The organism is Pantoea sp. JGM49 (assembly GCF_018257655.1).
Lineage (GTDB): Bacteria > Pseudomonadota > Gammaproteobacteria > Enterobacterales > Enterobacteriaceae > Pantoea > Pantoea communis.
The window spans coordinates 151,383-173,675 of the sequence record NZ_JAERJM010000004.1; the positions used below are offsets into that span (position 1 = coordinate 151,383).

Below are 22,293 nucleotides of genomic sequence, written 5' to 3' on the forward strand. Positions count from 1 at the left end.
ATTGCTACTTAGCCTGGTTCAATGAATAACTGCTGGTTAGGAAAATCGATCAGAACAAGATGGTGCTGTAAGAAATCGGTGCCTAATAAACCCTCCGCTGCCATTCGCGAGTCAACATCATCTAATAGCACGACATCGATATCTATTTCCCCGGATGTCGCGTTTTTGATATTTATTTGAGTCGCCCGGCAGCCTTCATAATCCAATTCGTCGATGACTTCTTTGCAGGGATAAACGTTCTCTGTTCTATTTAAACGTTTACTCCACAGCATTGAGTGTGATGCACCGGTATCCAGCAGCATATTAAAGGTTTCATTATTCTTCATTGCCTCAATGATAATACCCTCATGGGTTAAGGTTAACGGCAGCGTTAACCATTGCTGACGATCGATATTGAAATCGTCCAGCCGATCAGCAACGGAAAAAAGGCGATGCTGATAATCGATGAGCAGGGCTTTCTGCCGGAATAGCCCCAATCCGATAACCATACTTTCCGGACGTTTGCCGTCAGGCTGCAGCGTCAGCCCCCATGGAACCAGGGAAATCCCTTCAACATTCTCAAAGTTCATACCATTGACGTAAACATGGTGGAACATGAATTTATCATGCAGGAACACTTCGCCGGTCAGATCGGTGATGCGCACTTTCTCCTTTAGGGGTTTTAACCAGGGCACCTGTCGTATAAATGACTGATCAAAATGGAAAGCAAATGCGGAGCCGGTATCAAGCATGAACTCGCCATCCTGACCATTAATATTCAGTGTTGCAATCGGTACTGCACTCTCATCGAATTTAAACGGAATTTCTATTACCGCTTCAGCTAACGAGGTGAATGTCATGGCGCAGATAAAAATGCCATGATGCATAAATCCCTTCATTTATTGTTTTTCCCTATATTAGTATTAACTTCCCCAGGCGTCTTCAGTGTCGGTATTCATAAAAAGCGAAAGGTTTACTCCTCATGCTGCGTTATTTTTTATCCAAAAATGTTTTACGCGCCATTTTATGATCGAACACAGGAACATCTTCGGAGAACCGTGCAGTACGTGCATCACGCTCATAGCCCTGAGGTTCACACAGGAGTTGATAAAGCTCCGGGCGACGACCGTGGATCCAGCGGCGTCCGGTAGACATCGCCAGTAACGAGAGATCCAGGTCGGCACTCACCAGCGTATCCCTGAAGGAAGTGGTTTCGTTAACGATGCGGCCATAGGGATCAATCACCATCGCATTGCCGGTACGGATCTCGCCGTTATCCAGTCCGACGCCATTACTGAACAGGACGAAAAGACCGTTATCGTGCGCACGCGAAGGCAGCCAGCGCATCAACCAGCCTCGACCGCTGTCGCTAGCCAGAGCGATTTCCAGTGCGGTGGGATCGCTTTCTCGGTTTTCCCACAGGCTCACCGGAATGGGTTTCATACCAAAGGGACTGCGTGAATGGGTGCCACCTGTTTGATGCGGGGCAATCAGAATATCGGCTCCCATGAGCGCGGTGATGCGGACGTTATCGGTTAAATTATTGTCCCAGCAAATCAGAATCCCGACTTTCACCCCCCATGGCGTGTCAAACACGGTGAATTCATTTCCCTGGGCGATGCCCGCATGTTCGAAAGCATGGATCTTACGATGTACTTGGCGTTGGCCATCCGGCATGCAGACCGCATAGGCATTGTAGAGCAGTCCATTATCATGCTTTTCGATGTAGCCGGCGCCGATCGCCATCTGATGCTTTTCCGCCAGGCTCGCGATACGCGCCAGTGACGGGCTGTTTTCCGTGCGCTCGGCCAGGGCTTCGACCTCTGTAATGGGCAGATCCGGCACATGCCAGTAACCCGTGATGCACATTTCAGGAAAGGCTAATATTTTGACTTCTTCTTGTGCGGCCTGCGCGATAAAGCGCTCCATCACGGAAAGATTGTAAGCTTTGTCGCTGGCGCGATGGCAAAACTGCACGGTGGCAACGCGAAGTGAATGTTCCATGGTGATTCTCCAAAAGGAACCAGGTCGCTATTTCACCAGAGGGAAAACCACCGTGTATAATCACAACTTCTCCCACTTTGATAACCGATTGGAATGGATATTAAACTGTTACGCGCCTTTGTGACGCTGGCGCAAGAAGGCACCTACCACTAGGCGGCCAATAAGCTCTGCATCACCCAGCCCGCACTCTCGAAACAGATCCAGACACTGGAGCACCTTTCTGGTGTGACGTTATTTCATCGCGGACGGCATGGTGCGCGGTTAACGGTGGCGGGAGATCAATTGTTAGCGGCTGCCAGCGAGGCAGTGGAGCGCTATGCGGATTTTTTCGCTGACGTGACGGCGATCCAAAGAGGGGATTCAGGAAAACTCACTCTGGGTTTTGGCATCTCTTCTTATCTTTTTGCTGCCAAACGTGTCGCTGCCTTTCGCGTTCGTTATCCCGGCGTACAGGTCTCGCTCAACGATATGCCTTCGGCGGTTCAGACCCAATGGCTTGCTGAAGGACGACTGCAGGTGGGATTTGTGCTCTTACCCGTGCCTGAACCACTGCAAAGTCACAGTCTGGATACGGAACAATTAGTGCTGGCGGTAGCCGCTGATCAATTATCGAGTCACTTAGAAACAACACAGGTTATTGAAAATCATCAACTCTTACAGTTGGCACCTCAGCGGGGCGAAGGGCTCACTACGCAGGCCGATCAATTCCTGACCGCAAGAAACCTCACGCCGCGCACGGTGTCGGCTGCTGATGATATTCAGACGTTACTGGCGCTGGTGGCCGCTGGTGATGGTGTGGCGTTACTGCCGGCGAGTGTGAAACACATCCTGCCTGTAGGCGTCACACTATTGCTTCTGGAAGGCGAGCATACCCAATGGCACACCGGTTTGGCGTGGAATGGTCATATTAAGGACCCGCTAAGAGACAAGTTTTTAGCGATGGTAATGGAAGATGGCCAGATAAATTAACGATGTGGCTGAATTGAAGACAAAAAAAAGCCTGAACTTTCGTTCAGGCTCTTCTTCAAAATGATGGCGGTGAGAGGGGGATTCGAACCCCCGATACGTTGCCGTATACACACTTTCCAGGCGTGCTCCTTCAGCCACTCGGACATCTCACCACATTTTTTCTGCCAACCGCACTGGGTCAACGGGGCGCTACTATAGGGAGTTACCTGAATACGGTCAAGCCCTATTTTCTCCTTTTGTTCTATCCGCTTAAGCTCTGTGCAGCTTGCTGCATCTCTCGCCGAACTGCGTGTTCTGTCATCAAATTATTCCTTCTCTGCCACAAAAGTGTCACCAGACTGTCGCAGACTTGTCTGCGGAAACATTTGGTTATATTTACTGATAAGGATGCTTATAAATGAAACACATACCTCTTTTCACGGTTTCTCTGCTGGCTTCACTCATCGCGACGTCAGCAGTGGCAGACACAACAACGTATAGCCGCGCCGCCACCGGTGATATCACCGAACACGGTGGCGCGCGCCGCCTCAGCAGCGACCAGACGGAAGCGCTGAAAGCCTCACTCGTTAATACCTCGGCCAAAAACATCATCTTATTGATCGGCGATGGCATGGGTGACTCGGAAATCACCGCTGCACGAAATCAGGCGATGGGCGCGGGTGGTTTCTTCCCAGGCATTGATGCGCTGCCGTTAACCGGTCAGTACACCCACTACTCGTTAGACAAGAAAACTCACAAACCGAATTACGTGACCGATTCGGCTGCCTCCGCGACCGCCTGGGCGACGGGCACCAAATCTTATAACGGCGCCATCGGCGTAGACGTTAATGGCAAGGATCAGGTCACCATTCTGGAGTTGGCGAAAGCCGCTGGGAAAGCCACCGGTAACGTCTCGACTGCAGAATTGCAGGATGCCACGCCCGCCGCTTTAATGGCGCATGTCACGTCGCGTAAATGTTATGGCCCGGAGAAAACCAGCGAGCTGTGTCCCACCAATGCGCTGGAGCAGGGCGGTAAAGGGTCCATCAGCGAGCAGATGCTGAAAACCCGTCCAGATGTCACCCTTGGCGGCGGGGCGAAATCGTTCTCTGAAAGCGCCAAAGCGGGTGAATATCAGGGTAAAACCCTGCGCGAGCAGGCTCAGGCACTGGGCTTCCAGCTGGTCGATAACCTTGATGGCATGAATGCAATTAAACAGGCCGATCAGACGAAGCCGGTGCTCGGGCTGTTCTCTGACGGCAATATGCCGGTTCGCTGGCAGGGACCGAAAGCCAGCTATCACGGCAATATCGATAAACCGGTGGTGACCTGTGAAGTCAATAAAGATCGCCCGGCATCAACACCAACATTGGCGCAGATGACCAAAAAGGCGATTGATCTGCTGAGCACCAATGAGAAAGGCTTCTTCCTGCAGGTGGAAGGGGCTTCAATAGATAAACAGGATCACGCGGCGAACCCGTGCGGCCAGATTGGCGAAACGGTGGATCTGGATGAGGCCGTGCAGCAGGCGCTGGCTTTTGCACGTGAACACGGTGACACGCTGGTGGTAGTGACGGCAGACCATGCGCATAGCAGCCAGATTATTGAAAATGGCAGCAAAGCCCCAGGCCTGACCCAGGCGGTGAACACCAAAGATGGTGCGGTCATGACCATCAGCTACGGTAACTCTGAAGAGGATTCTCAGGGGCATACCGGCACACAGTTGCGCATCGCGGCCTATGGTCCTTATGCGGCTAACGTGGTGGGCCTGACCGATCAGACGGACTTGTTCTTTACGCTGAAGGATGCGATGGGCATCAAGTAATCACTCCCGGCAGCAACGAGAATCCCCGCATCAGCGGGGATTTTTTTGGCTGCAGATTGGTGCGAATTACAATCCGCGCTGCGCCATCAAGCGCGCTAAATCCACCAGACGATTTGAGAAGCCCCACTCGTTATCGTACCAGGCGAGGATTTTGACCAGGTTGCCACCAATCACCAGGGTAGAGAGCCCATCAATGATCGATGAACGTGGATCGCCCTGATAATCGCTGGAGACCAGTGGCTCATCGCTGTATCCCAGAATGCCTTTTAATGGACCTTCAGCGGCGGCGGCCTTAAATGCATTGTTCACTTCTTCTGCCGTCACATCACGCTTCAGCCTCACGGTGAGATCCACAATCGACACCACTGGCACCGGCACGCGCAGTGAATACCCCGTCAGACGGCCATCCAGTTCCGGGATGACGCGACCTAGCGCTTTCGCCGCACCGCTGGAGTAAGGCACGATTGACAGCGCCGCCGCGCGCGCGCCGCGCAGATCTTTCTCCGGCTGATCGTGCAGCACCTGGCTATTGGTATAAGCATGAGTGGTATTCATCAGACCATGCTCAATACCAAATGCCTGATGCAATACTTGCGCGGCTGGCGCGAGGCCGTTGGTCGTGCAACTGCCGTTACTCACCACGAAATGCTGCTGGGGATCGTAGCGCTGATCGTTCACGCCCAGCACAATCGTCAAATCATCGTTTTTACCAGGAGCGGAGATAATCACTCTTTTTGCGCCGCCGTGCGTGATATGCACTGCCGCTTTCTCGCGCTCGGTGAAGAAGCCGGTGGCTTCAATCACAATATCAACACCCACGTCACGCCAGCGGATATTGGCCGGGTCGCGTTCGCTGAACACCCGCACCGGCTTACCATCGATGCGCAGCTCACCTTCACCGGCCTCAACTTCTGCAGGAAGTCTGCCTAACAATGAGTCGTGTTTAAGCAGATGCGCCAGCGTTTTGCTGTCGGTGAGATCGTTAATCGCCACAATCTCAATATCATCGCTTCCCAGTGCGGCGCGGAATACGTTACGTCCGATACGGCCAAAACCGTTAATGCCAACCTTGATCATCATTGACTCCTTATCCGAAGTGGTTGCAGTCAATGTAGGACGATGCGTGATTGACGTAAACGACAAAAAAGGATCACTTTACGCCATTTTACGGCAGTGAAAGCGTTGGCGATATTCACCCGGAGTGAGATGCAGCTGGCGCTCAAAACTGCGGCGCAAATTGATGCTGCTGCCAAATCCGGTGTCAAGGGCGATGCGTTCCAGCGTCGCGCGGCTCTGTTCCAACAGTTCTCGTGCGGCGGCCAATCGCGCTTCTGCGACATAGCGCGCCGGTGACGCACCGGTTTCACGGGTGAATACGCGGGTGAAATTGCGTGGACTCATGGCGACACGTTCGGCCAATTTCTCAACCGACAGATCTTTCGCCAGGTTAGCGCGTATCCAGCTTTGCAGATCGTGGATCGGGCCAGTGCTGGTTTGCTGTAACTGGTAGCGGCTGAACTGCATCTGTCCGCCGGGGCGACGCAAATACATCACCATATCCTGAGCGATATCGCGTGCCACGCTGAAGCCAAAATCCTCTTCAACCAGCGCCAGCGTGAGATCAAAGCCGGAGCTGACGCCGCCGGACGTCCAGATAGGACCATCCTGAATATACAGCGGACCCCCTTCCACCTGAACACGGGGGAAGCGGGTTTGCAGGGTTTCCAGCAGGCGCCAGTGTGACGTGGCGCGGCGTCCGTCGAGCAAACCGGCTTCGGCGAGCAGCATCGCGCCACCACAAATTGACACCACACGCCGAGCCTGCGGAGCCGCCAGCCTGATGAAATCCACCACCATATTGCCCTCTTCAACGCTGTCACCGCGTCCGGTAATCATGATGGTGTCCCAGGCGGCGCGGGGATCTAATTCGGCCAGCTTCAGGTCAGCCAGCAGGTTGAGGCCCGACTGACCATGGATCACCTGATGCGGCTGCGTGGTGGCGATACTGACGCGATAACGTGGCTGATCAACGCCAACGGGCAGGTGCAGGTTGGCGTGCATCAGGATGTCGGCAATACCGGCGGCTTCAAATAACATGCCGCCATCGGGGACGATAACGAGAAAGTGCTTCATGGCGTAAAATGCTCATCGTGGCAAAATAAGCCAGATTATCGCACGGCGCCGTTATTTTTGCTGGTAATACGGTCCCTGGGTGATCGAATTACGCAGCACCAGTCGGCCCGGCATCAGTGGCTGCGCCGTCACGCTTTCGCCATCCAGCATTTTAGACAGTTGCGTTAATGCGCTCGACACCATCTCAGCAACCGGAACATGCACCGTGGTTAACGCCGGCAGGAGATAGGGCGCAACCGGGATATCATCAAAGCCCAGCAAGGAGACGTCATGCGGGATGCGCAAACCCGCGTTGTGCAAGGCGCAGGCGGCGCCAATCGCCATATCATCATTGCTGGCGACAATCGCGGAAAATCTGACTTTACGACGTAACAGTGCTTCAACCGCCAGTTGCCCACTGGCGCTGGTCCAGCAGCCGTCCAGCATCAGGTTTTCGTCGTATTCAATGCCATTGTCCATCAACGATGAAATATAGCCTTTCAGGCGACTTAATCCGGTGTGAGAGCTTCCCATCCCTTTGATAAAAGCGATCTCGCGGTGGCCCTGAGCAATTAAATGATTCACCGCGTTGAGGGTGTCATTTTCGTGGTCAGCACACACCGAATATTGCGGATGCTGCTTCAAACGGCGGTTTAACACGATTAACGGCTTACTCATACCAGGAATAAGTGCATCAATATCTTCCACGCTTAAATAGCGCGGATAGATGATCACGGCATCGCAATAGCTATCGATTAAAAAGTTTATGGCTTCGCGCTCTTGCTGCGCATTGTGTTTGCCATCGCCCAGCACCAGTTGTGAACCGAGTTTTTCCGTCATGGTCGCGGCCTGGAATAGTAGCTCGGTAAAAAAGGGACCATTGTAAAGCGTATTGGGTACCATCAGACCAATACTGTGCGAACGGTTGGTCGCAAGACTTCGTGCCAGCAGGTTAGGACGGTAATCCATCTCATCTATGGCCAGCATCACCCGATCCCGCACCGTTTTAGACACATAAGCATGGCCAGCCAGCACTCGTGACACCGTGGCTTTTGACACACCTGCGCGTTTTGCGACATCAAGCATTGTCGTCATTTATCTTCCTTCTCAGCGTTCTCGCGCATTGTAGCGCAAAAGCTCAATCTGAAAACCGCAGAGTGAGGCTCTTCTAACCGATAACGTTTTTTCTCATTATCATTCGATTTCATTACATATTTAAAAGGCTAACATAAAAATAATATGAAACCGGTCTCAGATTAATCATATTTTCACTCTTTAAATAAGGTTTAACGGTTTGAGTTATAGATCACAAAAAGAACAAATTGAATGTGTAACCGGTTGCAGAAACGATTCTCGGCGCGTAATTATTTAAAAAAAACGGAGGGTGTCATGGTGAAAATTCTATTGTGTTGTTCCGCAGGTATGTCAACCAGCATGGTCGTACAAAGAATGCAGAAAGCCGCTACGCAGCTGGGTTTAGAAGCCAAAATTGATGCCGTTGGCATGGAAGAGTTCAGTGAAAAAATCGCCGAGTATGACTGTTGTCTGCTAGGCCCACAGATCAAATATAAGCTGGCAGATTTCGAACGTCAGGCGCAGGAGTATCACAAACCGGTCACCGTCATTAATACCATGGATTACGGCATGTTAAATGGCGAAAAGATCCTGAAGTCGGCGCTCGCCCTGATTGATGCTAATAAGGGGGCATGATGAGTACACTGGCTGACTCCTTATTTGGTGTGATTGAAAACCGCATCAGTCCGATTGCTGCGCGACTCTCATCGCAACGGCATGTGGTGGCGATCAAGGACGGATTTATTGCCTCAATGCCGTTCCTGATTGTCGGCTCATTCATGCTGCTGTTCTCACATCCTCCTTTCAGTCAGGACAGCCAATGGGGCTTCGCCCAGTGGTGGCTGGGCATGGTGAAGCAGTACAACGACCAGCTGATGATGCCCTACAACATGACGATGGGCGTCATGGCGGTGTTCATCACCGGCGCGATTGCCTATAACCTGGCGCAAAGCTACAAACTGAATGGCCTGATGGCGGCGCTGCTGTCGCTGATGACTTTTTTGGTGGTGGCTGCACCGGAAAAGAACGGCGCATTGTCCGTCGCTTCGCTGGGTGGGGAAGGAATATTCACCGCCATCCTGATCAGCCTGTACTGCACGGAAGTGATGCACTGGCTGGTGAAGTACAACATTGGTTTCAAACTGCCGGAACAGGTGCCGCCGAAAATTCGTCAGTCCTTTGACCTGCTGATCCCCATCATGGTGATTTTCCTGACGCTCTACCCGCTGAACCTGTTTATGGAGAGCCACTTTGGTCTGTTGATTCCTCAGGCCATCATGTCAGTGTTTGCGCCAATTATCTCAGCAGCCGATTCACTGCCTGCGGTGCTCATCGCCGTCTTGCTATGTCATTTGCTGTGGTTTGCCGGCATTCACGGTGCGGCGATTGTCGGCGGCATCCTGCAGGCATTCTGGCTGAGTAATCTGGGGCTGAACCAGGAAGCGTTAAATGCCGGGCAAGAGATCCCTAAAATCTTTATCGAGCCATTCTGGCAGTTCTTCATCACCGTAGGCGGATCGGGTGCCACCATGGGCCTGGTGATTCTCTATCTGCGCAGCCGCTCCGCGCATCTGCGCGCCATCGGCCGCCTCGGCTTTGTACCCGGTATGTTTAACATCAATGAGCCGATTATTTTCGGTTCACCGGTGGTGATGAATCCGCTGCTGTTTATTCCCTTTATCACCACGCCGTTGATCAACGCGGTTATCGCCTGGACCGCTACCCGTACCAACCTAATCAACCACGTCATTTCGCTGGCCCCCTGGACCACGCCGGGACCGATTGGTGCCGCCTGGTCAACCGGCTGGGACTGGCGCGCAGTGGTGTTAGTCGCGTTCCTGATTTGTTTATCCACGCTGATTTATTACCCGTTCTTCAAAATGTATGAACGCCAACTGCTTGCGCAGGAAGAAGAGATGGCGCAGGAACAACTGGCTGAGGAGATGAAGTAATGCAAGAGATGCAGGAAATGGAAAGCACGGTGATGGAGCTGATCATTCATTCCGGGGAAGCCCGTTCATCATCGATGCAGGCACTGCAAGCGGCCCGAAAACACAACTGGCAGGAAGCCGATGCGTTGCTGGCAAGTGCACGAGATGCCGCGCGCGAAGCCCACAAAATTCAAACCGCGTTAATCGGTGCGGATGAAGGCTGCGGCAAAATTCCGGTCAACCTGATTATGGTGCATGCGCAGGATCATCTGATGAACGCCATGTTGTGCCGCGATTTAGTTGAAGAGCTGATCTATCTGCATCGTCAGGTGCAGGAGTTATCAAAAACCCACTTGCAGTAAGACGCAGTTAATCACATGAAAGGATGGATTATGTCTCAGTTACCGGCTGATTTTTTATGGGGCGGCGCCGTTGCCGCGCATCAGGTTGAAGGTGGATGGAACGAAGGCGGTAAAGGGCCGAGCATCGTCGATGTGTTGACGGGCGGAGCGCATGGCGTTGAACGTGAAATTACCGATGGCATTGTCGAGGGTAAACACTACCCCAATCATCAGGCCACCGATTTTTATCATCACTTCAAAGATGATATCGCGTTGTTTGCCGAGATGGGTTTTAAGTGTTTTCGTACCTCGATTGCCTGGACACGCATCTTCCCGAAAGGCGATGAGCAACAACCTAACGAAGCGGGCCTGCAGTTCTACGACGACATGTTTGATGAGCTGCTCAAATATGGCATCGAACCGGTGATTACGCTGTCGCACTTCGAGATGCCATTGCATCTGGTGCAGCAATATGGCGGCTGGCTGAATCGTGAATTGATCGATCTCTTTGTACGCTATAGCGAAGTGGTGATGAAGCGCTACAAAGGCAAAGTGAAATACTGGATGACCTTTAACGAGATCAACAACCAGCGTAACTGGCGCCGACCGCTGTTCGGCTACAGCAACTCAGGCGTGATTTTCACCGATCATGAAAATCCGGAAGAGGTGATGTATCAGGTACTGCATCATCAGTTTGTGGCCAGTGCCAAAGTGGTGAAGCTGGGGCATCAAATCAATCCTGAATTCAAGATCGGTTGCATGTTGGCGATGGTGCCGCTGTATCCGTGGTCATGCCATCCTGATGACGTAATGTATGCGCAAAAGTCGATGCAGGAACGTTATCTGTTTGGCGATGTGCACATGCGCGGTGCCTATCCTTCCTACATTTTGAAAGAGTGGGAACTGCGCGGATTCCACATTGAGATGGCGCCGGAAGATGCACAAACGCTGCGAGAAGGCTGCACCGACTATCTCGGCTTTAGCTATTACATGAGTAACGCCGTGGAGTATGCCAGCGCGACCCGCATGGACAGCGCACTCGAAGCATTCCCCGGCAGCCGAAAAAATCCGCATGTGCAGGCGTCAGATTGGGGATGGCAGATTGATCCCGTTGGCCTGCGCTACACGCTAAATGCGCTGTATGAGCGTTATCAGAAGCCGCTGTTTATTGTGGAAAATGGGTTTGGCGCCGTCGATCAACGTGAGGCCAACGGCGAGGTCAATGATGACTATCGTATTGCCTACCTGCGTGAACACATCGAGCAAATGAAAAAAGCCGTACTGGAAGATGGCGTGGATTTAATGGGCTTCACGCCCTGGGGCTGTCTCGACTGTGTCTCTTTTGGCACCGGCCAATACAGCAAACGCTACGGCTTTATTTACGTAAACCGTAATGACGATCAAACCGGCGATTTTTCGCGCTCGAAGAAAAAGAGTTTTGCCTGGTATAAAAAGGTCATCGCCTCGCAGGGTGAAGCGCTTTAATTAGCAATGCCCGGGCAGGAAGCCCGGGTTAATCAGAGTTGTCATCTCTTCGGCAGTGAATATCCTTTCCAGCCTGCGCAGGCAGGCTGAATAAATAACATGAACCCGAACCAGGAAAAAATATCATCCATGCGGTGAGGCCTGATGCTGCCTGAAACGGCGCTTCTGCTCACCTGATTGCAACCAAACGGAGTTATATCCTATGCCAAATAAGATCAAGATTGTCACTATCGGTGGGGGTTCCAGCTATACGCCAGAGTTGATTGAAGGGCTTATCCTGCGTCAGGAGCAGTTGCCGATTGCCGAGTTGTGGCTGGTGGATATTGAGGATGGCGCAGAAAAGATGGAAATTGTTGGCAGTATGGCAAAACGCATGATCGCGGCTGCCAAACTCGACTGGCAGGTGCATCTTTCTCTCGATCGCAAGGAAGCGTTAAAGGATGCGGATTACGTGACCACTCAGTTCCGCGTGGGGTTGCTGGATGCACGCTTAAAAGACGAAGTGATTCCATTAGCCAATGGTTTACTGGGCCAGGAAACTAACGGCCCGGGCGGGATATTTAAAGCGTTTCGCACGGTGCCGGTGATTCTCGACATTATCGAAGACATGCGTCAATTATGCCCAAACGCCTGGCTGGTGGATTTCACTAATCCGGCAGGCATGGTGACAGAAGCGGCGATTAAATATGGCAAGTGGGAAAAAACCGTTGGCCTGTGCAATGTGCCGTTCGGCCATATCACTCAGGCATGCAGCGTGCTCGGTGCGGAAGAGAACGATCTCTATTTCAAATTTGCCGGGCTTAACCATTTCCACTGGCATCGCGTCTGGGATCAGCAGGGCAATGAACGCACCGCAGAACTGATTGATAAAATCTATTCCCCAGACCAGCAGGAAACAAGCGATGAAGGGCTGAAAAATATTCATCAGATTCCGTTTAACTACGATCAGGTAAAACATCTCGGCCTGCTGCCCTGTGGTTATCACCGCTATTACTATTTGCAGGAACCGATGCTCGCTCATGCCATCGAAGAGTTCGAACAGTATGAAACCCGCGCTGAAGTGGTGAAGAAAACCGAAGCGCGGCTGTTCGAGTTATATAAAGACGTCAATCTTAACTACAAGCCTGAAGAGTTAAGTCAGCGGGGCGGGGCGCATTACAGCGATGCGGCTTGCGAACTCATTGCATCGATTCAAAATAACAGCGGAAAATTAATGGTGGTCTCAACGCGCAATAATGGCGCGATTGCCGATTTACCGTTTGATTGCGTGGTGGAGGTCACTGCCGCCATCACTTCTCATGGCGCAGAACCGCTGCGTTGGGGAGCGTTACCGCCTGCGGCGCGCGGCATGATTCAGTTAATGAAAGCCATGGAGGAAACAGTGATTGAAGCCGCCGTTACTGGAGATTACGGTGCGGCATTACACGCTTTCACCATTAATCCGCTGATTCCGGCGGGCGACACGGCGATCAAAGTGCTGGATCAATTGTTGTATGCCCATAAAGCCTATTTGCTGAAGTTCGCCAGCAAAATTGCGGAGATTGAGCAGACCAAACCGGAGATCGTTACCTTCGTCGATCAGTTACTGGCCGACAGGCAAGCGCACGCGCATAGGGCGTGATGAGGTTTTACAGGATCGAATGAGGCAGGCAGGAGACTGAAGACGGTGCCCGTTTGAACATCGCTGGGCGCCGAGAAAAGCACTCACCGTCTTGTTGGGCGGTGAGTGGATCAGCATTACGCGGTGAGTTCGTTACGTACGATAGCAGCACCTGCGCTCAAGGCTTCCAGCTTACCTCTGGCAACACGGCGCGACAGTGGCGTCATACCGCAGTTAGTAGAAGGATAAAGCTTATCGGCGTCGACAAACTGCAGTGCTTTACGCAAGGTGTCAGCGACTTCTTCCGCAGTTTCAATATTGTTGGTCGCCACATCAATGGCACCGACCATCACTTTTTTGCCACGGATCAGCTCAATCAGATCCATTGGCACGCGCGAATTCTGCGCTTCCAGTGAAATGATATCGATAGAAGACTTTTGCAGTTTAGGGAACACTTCTTCGTACTGACGCCACTCAGTGCCGAGGGTCTTTTTCCAGTCGGTGTTCGCTTTAATGCCGTAGCCATAGCAAATGTGCACGGCGGTTTCGCACTTCAGACCTTCAACGGCTCTTTCCAGTGCGGCAATGCCCCAGTCATTCACTTCATCGAAGAACACATTAAATGCGGGTTCATCAAACTGAATAATATCAACACCGGCTGCTTCTAACTCTTTGGCTTCCTGGTTAAGAATTTTGGCAAATTCCCAGGCGAGTTTTTCCCGGCTTTTGTAGTGACCATCATAAAGCGTATCGATCATGGTCATTGGGCCTGGCAGAGCCCACTTGATCTGTTGTTTGGTTTGCTGGCGCAGGAATTTAGCATCTTCAACAAACACTGGTTTTTTACGTACGACTTCACCGATCACGCTCGGCACGCTGGCGTCATAGCGATTGCGAATTTTCACAATCTCACGCTTTTCAAAATCAACGCCGCTGAGATGCTCAATAAAGGTGGTGACGAAGTGCTGGCGCGTTTGCTCACCATCACTGACGATATCAATACCCGCTAATTGCTGATCCTGCAGGGATAACAGCAGGGCATCTTTTTTGCCCTCGGCTAATTCATCACCCTGCAATTTCCATGGCGACCACAGCGTTTCAGGTTGAGCAAGCCAGGCCGGTTTCGGTAAGCTTCCTGCCGTTGAAGTAGGTAATAACAATTTCATAATCAATAACCTTTTATTTTGGCTTAATCAAAGAACGTAATGTGCAGACCACTGCTCAAGAATGTCTTGATAGGGTTTGATGAAGTGCTCTTCCGTATACTTCCCCTGCTCAATAGCCAACCGGCTGCGTTCTTCTCGATCGTAAACAATGCGCGTTAATGAATGGTCGCCATGTGTCAGGCTTGGCTGATAGCACTGGCCTGCGGCAGAGTTGGCATTGTAAATTTCCGGGCGGTAAATCTTCTGAAACGTCTCCATAGTGCTGATGGTGCCGATCAGTTCCAGATCCGTGTAATCATTCAGCAAGTCACCGGTGAAATAGAAAGCTAATGGCGCGACGCTGTTTTCAGGCATGAAGTAGCGCGCCTGCAATCCCATTTTGCCGAAGTAATGGTCGGTGAGAGACAGCTCATCTTGCTGATATTCAAAGCCCAATACCGGATGCTGATAGTCAGTGCGGTGATAGGTGTTCTTGCTGGATACGCTCAGGCAGATCACTGGCTTTTTATTAAAGCGCTCCTGATAAGCCGCCGAGTTGACGAAGCTTTTAAAGATATTGCCGTGCAGATCACCGAAACCTTCTGGCAGGCTGAAACCGGAGTTATTGTTATTGGCCGCCAGTAGACGCACGCTAAAATCGTAATCACGCACGTAAGATGAGAAGTTATTGCCTACGATGCCATCGATACGCTGCTGAGTTTTGCGATCAACAATATTGGTTTTCAGGATTTCGATCACCGGGAAGGTTTTGCCATTGCCTTCAATATCAATTTCCGCAGAAATGATTTCCAGCTCAACGGCATAACGATCGCCTTTTGGGTTGTCCGCGTGCGCCAGAGAGTTGAAACGGTTGTTCATCATCATTAAGGCATTGCGCAAATTCTGCTGGCGATGGGTTCCACGTGCCAGGTTAGCAAAGTTCGTGGTGATGCGCGTATTTTCAGATGGATTGTAGTTCTCATCGAAAACGCTGCTCTTAATTGAAAATGCAAAATCGTTGCTCATGATGCTCGGGTATCCTGATTTCAGCTGCAAAACCTTTCCGGCTTTAGGCGGGTAGACCTGATACTTCGGCCTATCACCTGCGGTAGATTTCACATTGTCTTAAGTCAATAACAATGCGAATTTTATGCCAGAGTCACTCAGTGATTGAAAGTGATTAAACTTCAAACCTGCATGAGCCAATTTCATGATCGGGTTCACACTCTGAAGCAGGGTGGTCAGAAGGGGGATTTTTTGCGGAAAAGCGAGCGGTGAAGATGGGCCAGACCAGCGACAAAAGTGAAGTGATGGCCAACACGCCCGGAGGCGACGCGGAAGAATTTACCTAATGGGAAATAAAAAATCCACGCCAGGCGTGGATTTTTTTGGCTGAATTTAATTCAACAGGGTCTAATCATCGACTTGAAGGTTAGACGTTGAACAGGAAGTTCATCACGTCGCCATCTTTCACGATATACTCTTTACCTTCTGAGCGCATCTTGCCGGCTTCTTTCGCGCCTTGCTCACCTTTATAGGTAACAAAGTCATCAAAAGCGATGGTCTGCGCACGGATAAAGCCTTTCTCGAAGTCGGTGTGAATTTTACCGGCTGCCTGTGGCGCGGTCGCGCCCACTGGGATGGTCCATGCACGTACTTCTTTCACGCCAGCGGTGAAGTAAGTTTGCAGGTTGAGCAGGGCATAACCTGCACGGATCACGCGGTTCAGACCCGGCTCTTCCAGACCCAGCTCTGCCATGAACTCGTCACGCTCTTCGTCATCCAGCTCTGCGATGTCGGATTCAACGGCTGCACATACCGGCACCACCACTGAACCTTCGGCTTCTGCAATCGCACGCACCTGATCAAGGTACGGGTTGTTTTCAAAACCGTCCTCGTTCACGTTAGCGATGTACATGGTGGGCTTCAGGGTCAGGAAGCTCAGGTAGCGAATGGCCGCTTTCTCGTCTGCATCCAGTTTCAGCGCGCGTAACATGCCCGCTTCGGACAGATGCGGCAGGCACTTCTCTAGTGCAGCCAGCTCAGCTTTAGCATCTTTGTCGCCGCCTTTGGCTTTCTTCTGGCAACGCTGAATAGCACGTTCACAAGTGTCGAGATCGGACAGCGCCAGCTCGGTGTTGATGACGTCAATATCTTCCGCCGGATTCACTTTGCCGGAAACGTGAATAATATTGTCGTTCTCGAAGCAGCGCACCACGTGACCGATAGCTTCGGTTTCACGAATGTTGGTCAGGAACTGGTTACCGAGGCCTTCACCTTTGGATGCGCCTTTTACCAGACCGGCGATATCGACGAATTCCATGGTGGTCGGCACAACACGCTGTGGCTTAACGATTTCGCTCAGCTGATCGAGGCGCAGATCGGGCATTGGCACCACACCGGTGTTAGGCTCGATGGTGCAGAACGGAAAGTTGGCTGCTTCGATACCCGCTTTAGTCAGCGCGTTGAACAGGGTGGATTTACCGACGTTCGGCAGGCCCACAATACCGCATTTAAATCCCATGGTCTGATTACCTTTCTCACTGAGTGTACGGCACTGGCTGGCAGCGCCGACAGATTCAAAAAATTTCGCGCATTATACACAGAATTGCCTTCTGCGGCGCGGGAATTGGGCTTAGCCAGCCTTGAACGCATGCAGGCGGTTCATCGCCTTGATTTTGTCTTCTTTCAGCCACAGTTCTGTGCAGCGCACCGCTTCATCCACGGCATCGTCAATCAGTTTTTGCTCGCTGGCAGGCGGTTTGCCTAACACGAAGCCGGTAACCTTATTGCGATCGCCGGGATGACCGATGCCAACCCGCAGGCGATGGAAATTATTGATATTGCCAAGCTTGCTGATGATGTCTTTCAGACCGTTATGCCCGCCATGACCACCGCCCTGTTTGAATTTGGCGATGCCAGGAGGCAGATCCAGTTCATCGTGTGCCACTAAAATTTCTTCTGGTGCGATGCGATAAAAGGTCGCCATTGCCGCAACCGCTTTGCCACTCAGGTTCATAAAAGTAGTGGGCACCAGCAAACGGACATCTTCACCCGCCAGTGACAGGCGTGCAGTGTAGCCGTAGAATTTCGGCTCCTCTTTCAATGACTGATTGTTCCGGTCGGCCAGCAAATCCACATACCAGGCACCTGCGTTATGGCGCGTTGCGGCGTATTCAGCGCCGGGATTGGCCAGCCCCACAATCAGTTTAATGCTGCTCACGATGTTTATCCTGTCTTGCTGCGGAAAGGGCGATAGTTTACTGCCTGCAAGCGGCGATGACAAAGGGTGCTGAGTACAGATGATACCTCTGCGTGACTTATCAATTTCTATCGAAATCAAGCCTCTGGCCGTAAAGAAATGTCAGAGATTGTGAAGGATGTGTGATCCTGTACGCAATTTAACCGGCAGTCATTGCCTAAACTTATGACAAGTTAACCATACGTGCTGTTTTGCTTTTTCATAAGGATGGAGGTGAATCATGAAACGTCAACAATGCCGCTATTTAGGTAATGGCCTGATGTGTTTAGGTTTACTGACGATGGTATTAGGCGTCGGCTATTCCATTATTAATCAGCTGCCTGCGTTAAACCTGCCGCAATTCCTCGCGCATGGTGCCATGTTCAGCATCTTTGTCGGGGCACTGTTGTGGCTGGTAGGGGCGCGCGTCAGCGGACGTGAGCGTGTCGAAGACCGCTACTTCTGGTTACGCCATTACGGTGACAAACGCTGCCGCCGCAATCACTCTTCACATTAAGAGAGAGCAGCTTCCTGCACCGGCTGTAACTGCACGAAATAACGTTCGACGCGGTTACGGCCACTGGCTTTTGCACGGTATAACGCTTCGTCCGCCAGGCCGAGTAAAATCGGGAAGGTGTGATCGCGATGGTTAGCGGTAGCATAGCCAATACTCACGGTATAGCAGACGTCGTTGGGCTGCGACAGCTGTGTCGCCAGACGGATACGCTCACACACCCGTTCTGCATCCTCGCTATTGCCCGGCAGAATCGCCGCAAACTCTTCACCGCCCAGACGGGCAAAATGACCTTCTGCGGGCAGCAACGCCTGCACCACCTGACAAAAATCGATTAATACGCTGTCACCTTGCAGATGGCCGTAACGATCGTTAATGCCTTTGAAATGGTCAAGATCAAACAGCACGGCCGAGTAAACCAATGGCTGCGGATTGCGCGTATTGCGTAACACTAATCTATCGGCTTGCTCGAACAGGGCGCGACGATTCCAGACGCTGGTCAGGGGATCGTGAAGCGAGGCCCGTTTGTGAGCTATCTGCGTGCGCTCATTGACCATCGCCAGAATGGTAAATGTCAGGCCAATCACAAACAGAATGGATTCAAGAATCACGTACACCGAAAAGCTGGAACCGGCTATCGCGCCGCGCACCGGGGTGGCGATGGCATCATCCAGGAATATACGCGCCACGTGAAACAGCAGATGGATCCACAGCAACATCTGCGCCGGCCAAAAGGTCACCTGCAGTGCATTGCGCGATTGCCATAACAGGCGAATCAGGGCACCGGTGTAAATAATGCAAAGCAGACATATGACTAAAACGCGTTTAGGTTGGCTGGCGTAAAACTGCGGGAACGCGCAGAGAATGGCCCATAACAATGCAGCCGCTAACCAGCTGAATCCGAGAGGTTTATTGCAGAATGCTCGAAAAGCGTTCAGCAGATTACCATAGGCCAGCATCATCACCACGTTGCCGACAGCGATGGGAAGAAAAACAAATCCAGCACTGCGCAGACTGCTGAGAAACACCGCTGTCAGGGTCAATGTGAGCGCCAGCGTAGTGAACCCCAGCACGCGATCGTACTGCGCACCCACCCAGGCGAACACCAAAATAATGCTCAAAAAACCCAGCACATAGAGCTCGCAAACAAATAGTGTGTAAATGTCGAGAGTCATAGTGGTCGGAGTTCTCAGAAAAAAGTGTGGAGAAAAATACCACTAATCAATGGCCCGCTAAAGTGCAGCATCGCGAGTCGAATGAAAAGAGTGTAAGGCAGGGAGAATAGCGAATTTTAACGAAATTTATCGCGAAAATATCTGTAGCGAGAGCGGCTTAATCGGTAAATGAAGCGGATTGTTGGGAATAAAAACCGGGCGCGGGGCCCGGTTTCATGCAATGTATTAATGTTCGAACATTGCGGAGATGGACTCTTCGTTACTGATACGGCGAATCGCTTCGGCCAGCATGCCAGAGAGCGTTAAGGTACGCACGATTGGCAGGGCTTTCATCTCGTCTGACAGCGGAATGGTGTCGCATACGATAACCTGATCGATCACTGACTTACGCAGGTTTTCGACCGCGTTACCAGAGAAGATGGGGTGAGTCGCATAAGCGAAGACACGTTTCGCGCCGCGCTCTTTCAACGCTTCAGCTGCTTTGCACAGCGTACCGCCGGTGTCGATCATATCGTCGACCAGTACACAGTCACGACCTGCCACGTCACCGATGATGTGCATCACCTGAGAAACGTTCGCACGCGGGCGACGTTTATCGATGATAGCCATATCAGTGTCATTGAGCAGCTTAGCAATAGCACGCGCACGCACGACGCCGCCGATGTCCGGGGAAACCACAATCGGGTTTTCCAGGCCAATCTGCAGCATATCTTCCAGCAGGATTGGGCTACCGAACACGTTATCAACCGGGACATCGAAGAAGCCCTGAATCTGTTCGGCGTGCAGATCAACCGTCAGAACACGGTCAACACCCACGCTGGAGAGGAAATCGGCAACCACTTTGGCGGTGATAGGCACACGAGCAGAACGCACGCGGCGGTCCTGACGGGCATAACCAAAGTAAGGGATAACAGCAGTAATACGACCAGCAGAAGCCCGACGCAACGCGTCGACCATCACAACCAGCTCCATCAGATTATCATTGGTGGGGGCACAGGTGGACTGGATGATGAAAATATCACCACCGCGTACATTTTCGTTGATCTGTACACTTACTTCACCATCACTGAAACGGCCGACAGCGGCGTCTCCGAGGCTAGTGTAAAGGCGGTTGGCAATACGTTGTGCTAGTTCCGGGGTGGCGTTACCAGCAAATAGCTTCATATCAGGCACGAGAAGAACCTCAGGCTTGGCGTCCAGAGAATGAACGTTTCAAAAGTAACCGGCGAATACTTTTGAAGTCGTTCATACGGGTGTGTTAATGCGTCACGTGCAGTGCCTGGAACAGGGTGGCACTGTCACGCAAACGCTTAGAGCCCGGAAAGGGTGCGTTGCAACGGCGAGATATTAAGCCCGCGCGCCACAAATCCGCAAATCCATTTCGGGGCAAGCTCCAGCACCTGACGAGCAGCGGATTCGGTGCTAAATTCAGCAAATACACAAGATCCGGTCCCGGTCAGGCGCGACGGCGCGTATTCTAGCAGCCAGGAAAGCAGCGCATCAACCTCGCGAAAACGTTTTCTTGCCACAGCTTCACAATCATTGTGAAAAGGACGCTGTAACAGTTCATCTAATGTGCGTATCGGTGAATTGCGCGTCAAGTCAGGATCGCGAAAGATATCCGGCGTGCCGATGCTGATGCCAGGATGCGCCACCAGATACCATTTCTCTTCCGGTTCTGCGGGCTGAATCTGCTCGCCAACCCCTTCAGCAAAGGCGGCGTGACCACGCACGAACACCGGAACATCGGCACCGAGCTGGACGCCAAGGGTGGCTAACTCATCCACGCTAAGCCCGGTTTGCCATAAATGGTTCAGCGCCACCAGCACGGTCGCGGCATCCGATGAACCGCCGCCCAGTCCGCCGCCCATCGGAAGACGTTTTTCCAGGGCTATCTCCGCACCCGCGTTTTCGGGCAGCGTACCGCGAACGACCGCGGCTTGCTGTAACATCCGCGCCGCCCGCACGATCAGGTTATCGTCATCGGCGACGCCCGCTAACGGCGTCAGCAGCGTAATCTTCCCACTGCGGTCAGGCGTGATCTCAAGCCTGTCGCCGTGATCAAGAAACTGAAACAGCGTTTGCAGATTGTGGTAGCCGTCAGCGCGACGGCCCGTAATGTAGAGAAACAGATTCAGTTTTGCCGGAGCAGGCCAGGTGGTGATCATTGCGTGGTCCAGCTATCCATGCGCAGTTTGATTCGCTGACCACCTTCAGTCAGTTCAAGATTGGCCGGCAGCGGTGGATTCACTTTGCTGTCGTAATCAGAGATGTTCACTTTCCACTGCTGACCATTTCGGCTGTAGTTAACACTCTGCAACTGATAGCTGCTGTTGAGCTGATAATCCGTGGCATCACCCGGCAGACCCATCATCCACTGACGCAGGTTCGCCAGCGGGATATCCATGCCGGTCAACTGTGAAATCATCTTCTCAGCATCGTTACTCACGTAGCGCTTGCCTTTGTTATCGACGATTTGCACCACCGAACCTTGCGCATCCAGCTGCAGCTCGGTGCTGCCAAGCGGGTTGGTTAACAACAGACGATAGCGATCGGCGGCGGTTTGCTGCCAGTTGAAGCGCGCATAGACTTTTTGCTTATCAGAGAGATAGGCAAAAGCGCCACGCGTTTGATATTGGGTGATTTTCTCAACGGCTTGTTGATGCTGCTGCCATTGCGGTGAGGTGGTGCTGGGGCCAGGACCTTGTGGTTTGTTGATGCTACAAGCAGCCAGCAATACGCTGGCAAGGGGCAAAAGGCGCAACAGCTTGCGCGGGGGCAAATGCATCACGTGGTCGTCTCCTCAGACACGTTTTTACTTCGTAACCGATAACGCTAACCATCCAATACTATGCCGTCAATGCCGATGTAAGGATAATTGCGCACGATCAGTTTAATCTTATTACAGTCATAGCCTTT

General features: G+C 52.0%; 21 protein-coding genes, 1 tRNA gene and 1 pseudogene. 9 read left to right on the forward strand and 14 right to left on the reverse strand.

The window, feature by feature from the left end; translation table 11 throughout:
* Window positions 1-8: 8 nt before the first annotated feature.
* A complete protein-coding gene (locus JK231_RS08820; RefSeq protein ID WP_211728392.1) occupies window positions 9-878 on the reverse strand; it encodes a hypothetical protein in 870 nt (289 codons plus the stop codon).
* 91 nt (window positions 879-969) lie between these two features.
* A complete protein-coding gene (locus JK231_RS08825) occupies window positions 970-1,983 on the reverse strand; it encodes a nitrilase family protein (protein WP_211728393.1) in 1,014 nt (337 codons plus the stop codon).
* 165 nt (window positions 1,984-2,148) lie between these two features.
* Between JK231_RS08825 and JK231_RS25740 the strand changes: the two are divergent.
* Both JK231_RS25740 and JK231_RS08830 read left to right on the forward strand, forming a co-directional pair.
* Window positions 2,149-2,247, forward strand: a pseudogene (locus tag JK231_RS25740) (LysR family transcriptional regulator); the annotation flags it as partial.
* 72 nt (window positions 2,248-2,319) lie between these two features.
* Window positions 2,320-2,952: a LysR family substrate-binding domain-containing protein gene (locus tag JK231_RS08830; RefSeq protein ID WP_349291516.1), complete on the forward strand. Its 633-nt coding sequence runs from the start codon at window positions 2,320-2,322 to the stop codon at window positions 2,950-2,952.
* A 64-nt stretch (window positions 2,953-3,016) separates the two neighbouring features.
* Here the strand turns inward: JK231_RS08830 and JK231_RS08835 are convergent.
* A tRNA-Ser gene (locus tag JK231_RS08835) sits at window positions 3,017-3,104 on the reverse strand.
* Between the two features lie 245 nt (window positions 3,105-3,349).
* On the opposite strand from JK231_RS08835, the gene phoA reads away from it, so the two are divergent.
* Window positions 3,350-4,756, forward strand: coding sequence for an alkaline phosphatase (gene phoA, locus JK231_RS08840; protein WP_211728394.1), 1,407 nt, complete (start codon window positions 3,350-3,352; stop codon window positions 4,754-4,756).
* A 66-nt stretch (window positions 4,757-4,822) separates the two neighbouring features.
* Here the strand turns inward: phoA and gap are convergent, their stop codons facing one another.
* The 3 genes from gap to JK231_RS08855 form a co-directional block, all read right to left on the reverse strand.
* The gene (gene gap / locus JK231_RS08845) at window positions 4,823-5,833 is read right to left on the reverse strand and encodes a type I glyceraldehyde-3-phosphate dehydrogenase (protein ID WP_211728471.1); all 1,011 of its coding nucleotides are present in this window, start codon (window positions 5,831-5,833) and stop codon (window positions 4,823-4,825) included.
* A gap of 78 nt (window positions 5,834-5,911) precedes the next feature.
* Window positions 5,912-6,889, reverse strand: coding sequence for a helix-turn-helix domain-containing protein (locus JK231_RS08850; RefSeq protein WP_097116820.1), 978 nt, complete (start codon window positions 6,887-6,889; stop codon window positions 5,912-5,914).
* A gap of 51 nt (window positions 6,890-6,940) precedes the next feature.
* On the reverse strand, window positions 6,941-7,963 hold the full coding sequence (locus JK231_RS08855; RefSeq protein WP_097116821.1) for a LacI family DNA-binding transcriptional regulator: 1,023 nt from the start codon (window positions 7,961-7,963) through the stop codon (window positions 6,941-6,943).
* Between the two features lie 294 nt (window positions 7,964-8,257).
* On the opposite strand from JK231_RS08855, the gene JK231_RS08860 reads away from it, so the two are divergent.
* From JK231_RS08860 to JK231_RS08880, 5 genes are all read left to right on the forward strand, one after another.
* On the forward strand, window positions 8,258-8,578 hold the full coding sequence (locus JK231_RS08860; protein ID WP_034824314.1) for a PTS sugar transporter subunit IIB: 321 nt from the start codon (window positions 8,258-8,260) through the stop codon (window positions 8,576-8,578).
* Complete coding sequence (locus JK231_RS08865; protein ID WP_211728395.1) at window positions 8,578-9,894, forward strand: PTS sugar transporter subunit IIC; 1,317 nt, start codon at window positions 8,578-8,580, stop codon at window positions 9,892-9,894. Before JK231_RS08860 ends, JK231_RS08865 begins: the two co-directional genes overlap by 1 nt.
* 8 nt (window positions 9,895-9,902) lie before the next feature.
* The gene (locus tag JK231_RS08870) at window positions 9,903-10,235 is read left to right on the forward strand and encodes a PTS lactose/cellobiose transporter subunit IIA (protein ID WP_211728472.1); all 333 of its coding nucleotides are present in this window, start codon (window positions 9,903-9,905) and stop codon (window positions 10,233-10,235) included.
* 30 nt (window positions 10,236-10,265) lie between these two features.
* Complete coding sequence (locus JK231_RS08875; protein ID WP_211728396.1) at window positions 10,266-11,699, forward strand: 6-phospho-beta-glucosidase; 1,434 nt, start codon at window positions 10,266-10,268, stop codon at window positions 11,697-11,699.
* 202 nt (window positions 11,700-11,901) lie between these two features.
* Complete coding sequence (locus JK231_RS08880) at window positions 11,902-13,320, forward strand: 6-phospho-beta-glucosidase (RefSeq protein ID WP_211728397.1); 1,419 nt, start codon at window positions 11,902-11,904, stop codon at window positions 13,318-13,320.
* Between the two features lie 116 nt (window positions 13,321-13,436).
* Here the strand turns inward: JK231_RS08880 and JK231_RS08885 are convergent, their stop codons facing one another.
* From JK231_RS08885 to pth, 4 genes are all read right to left on the reverse strand, one after another.
* Window positions 13,437-14,465: a methionine synthase gene (locus JK231_RS08885; RefSeq protein WP_211728398.1), complete on the reverse strand. Its 1,029-nt coding sequence runs from the start codon at window positions 14,463-14,465 to the stop codon at window positions 13,437-13,439.
* A gap of 27 nt (window positions 14,466-14,492) precedes the next feature.
* On the reverse strand, window positions 14,493-15,470 hold the full coding sequence (locus JK231_RS08890) for a DUF1852 domain-containing protein (RefSeq protein WP_211728399.1): 978 nt from the start codon (window positions 15,468-15,470) through the stop codon (window positions 14,493-14,495).
* A 406-nt stretch (window positions 15,471-15,876) separates the two neighbouring features.
* Window positions 15,877-16,968, reverse strand: coding sequence for a redox-regulated ATPase YchF (gene ychF / locus JK231_RS08895; RefSeq protein WP_034824290.1), 1,092 nt, complete (start codon window positions 16,966-16,968; stop codon window positions 15,877-15,879).
* A 111-nt stretch (window positions 16,969-17,079) separates the two neighbouring features.
* Window positions 17,080-17,667 (reverse strand): aminoacyl-tRNA hydrolase, encoded by a 588-nt coding sequence (gene pth, locus JK231_RS08900; RefSeq protein ID WP_211728400.1) that lies wholly within the window; start codon window positions 17,665-17,667, stop codon window positions 17,080-17,082.
* Window positions 17,668-17,926: 259 nt separating this feature from the next.
* Here pth and ychH point away from each other — a divergent pair, with 259 nt between their 5' ends.
* Entirely contained in the window at window positions 17,927-18,202 is a 276-nt protein-coding gene (ychH, locus tag JK231_RS08905) for a stress-induced protein YchH (protein ID WP_034824286.1), read from the forward strand.
* On the opposite strand, the gene JK231_RS08910 is transcribed toward ychH, so the two are convergent.
* The 4 genes from JK231_RS08910 to lolB form a co-directional block, all read right to left on the reverse strand.
* Window positions 18,199-19,374, reverse strand: coding sequence for a GGDEF domain-containing protein (locus tag JK231_RS08910; RefSeq protein ID WP_211728401.1), 1,176 nt, complete (start codon window positions 19,372-19,374; stop codon window positions 18,199-18,201). The two genes, ychH and JK231_RS08910, sit on opposite strands and share 4 nt — an antisense overlap.
* A gap of 225 nt (window positions 19,375-19,599) precedes the next feature.
* Window positions 19,600-20,547, reverse strand: a complete 948-nt coding sequence (prs, locus tag JK231_RS08915; protein ID WP_034824282.1) for a ribose-phosphate diphosphokinase — start codon at window positions 20,545-20,547, stop codon at window positions 19,600-19,602.
* 137 nt (window positions 20,548-20,684) lie between these two features.
* Window positions 20,685-21,542, reverse strand: a complete 858-nt coding sequence (gene ispE / locus JK231_RS08920) for a 4-(cytidine 5'-diphospho)-2-C-methyl-D-erythritol kinase (RefSeq protein WP_097116828.1) — start codon at window positions 21,540-21,542, stop codon at window positions 20,685-20,687.
* Window positions 21,539-22,162 (reverse strand): lipoprotein insertase outer membrane protein LolB, encoded by a 624-nt coding sequence (gene lolB / locus JK231_RS08925; protein ID WP_034824277.1) that lies wholly within the window; start codon window positions 22,160-22,162, stop codon window positions 21,539-21,541. Before lolB ends, ispE begins: the two co-directional genes overlap by 4 nt.
* Window positions 22,163-22,293: the final 131 nt, after the last annotated feature.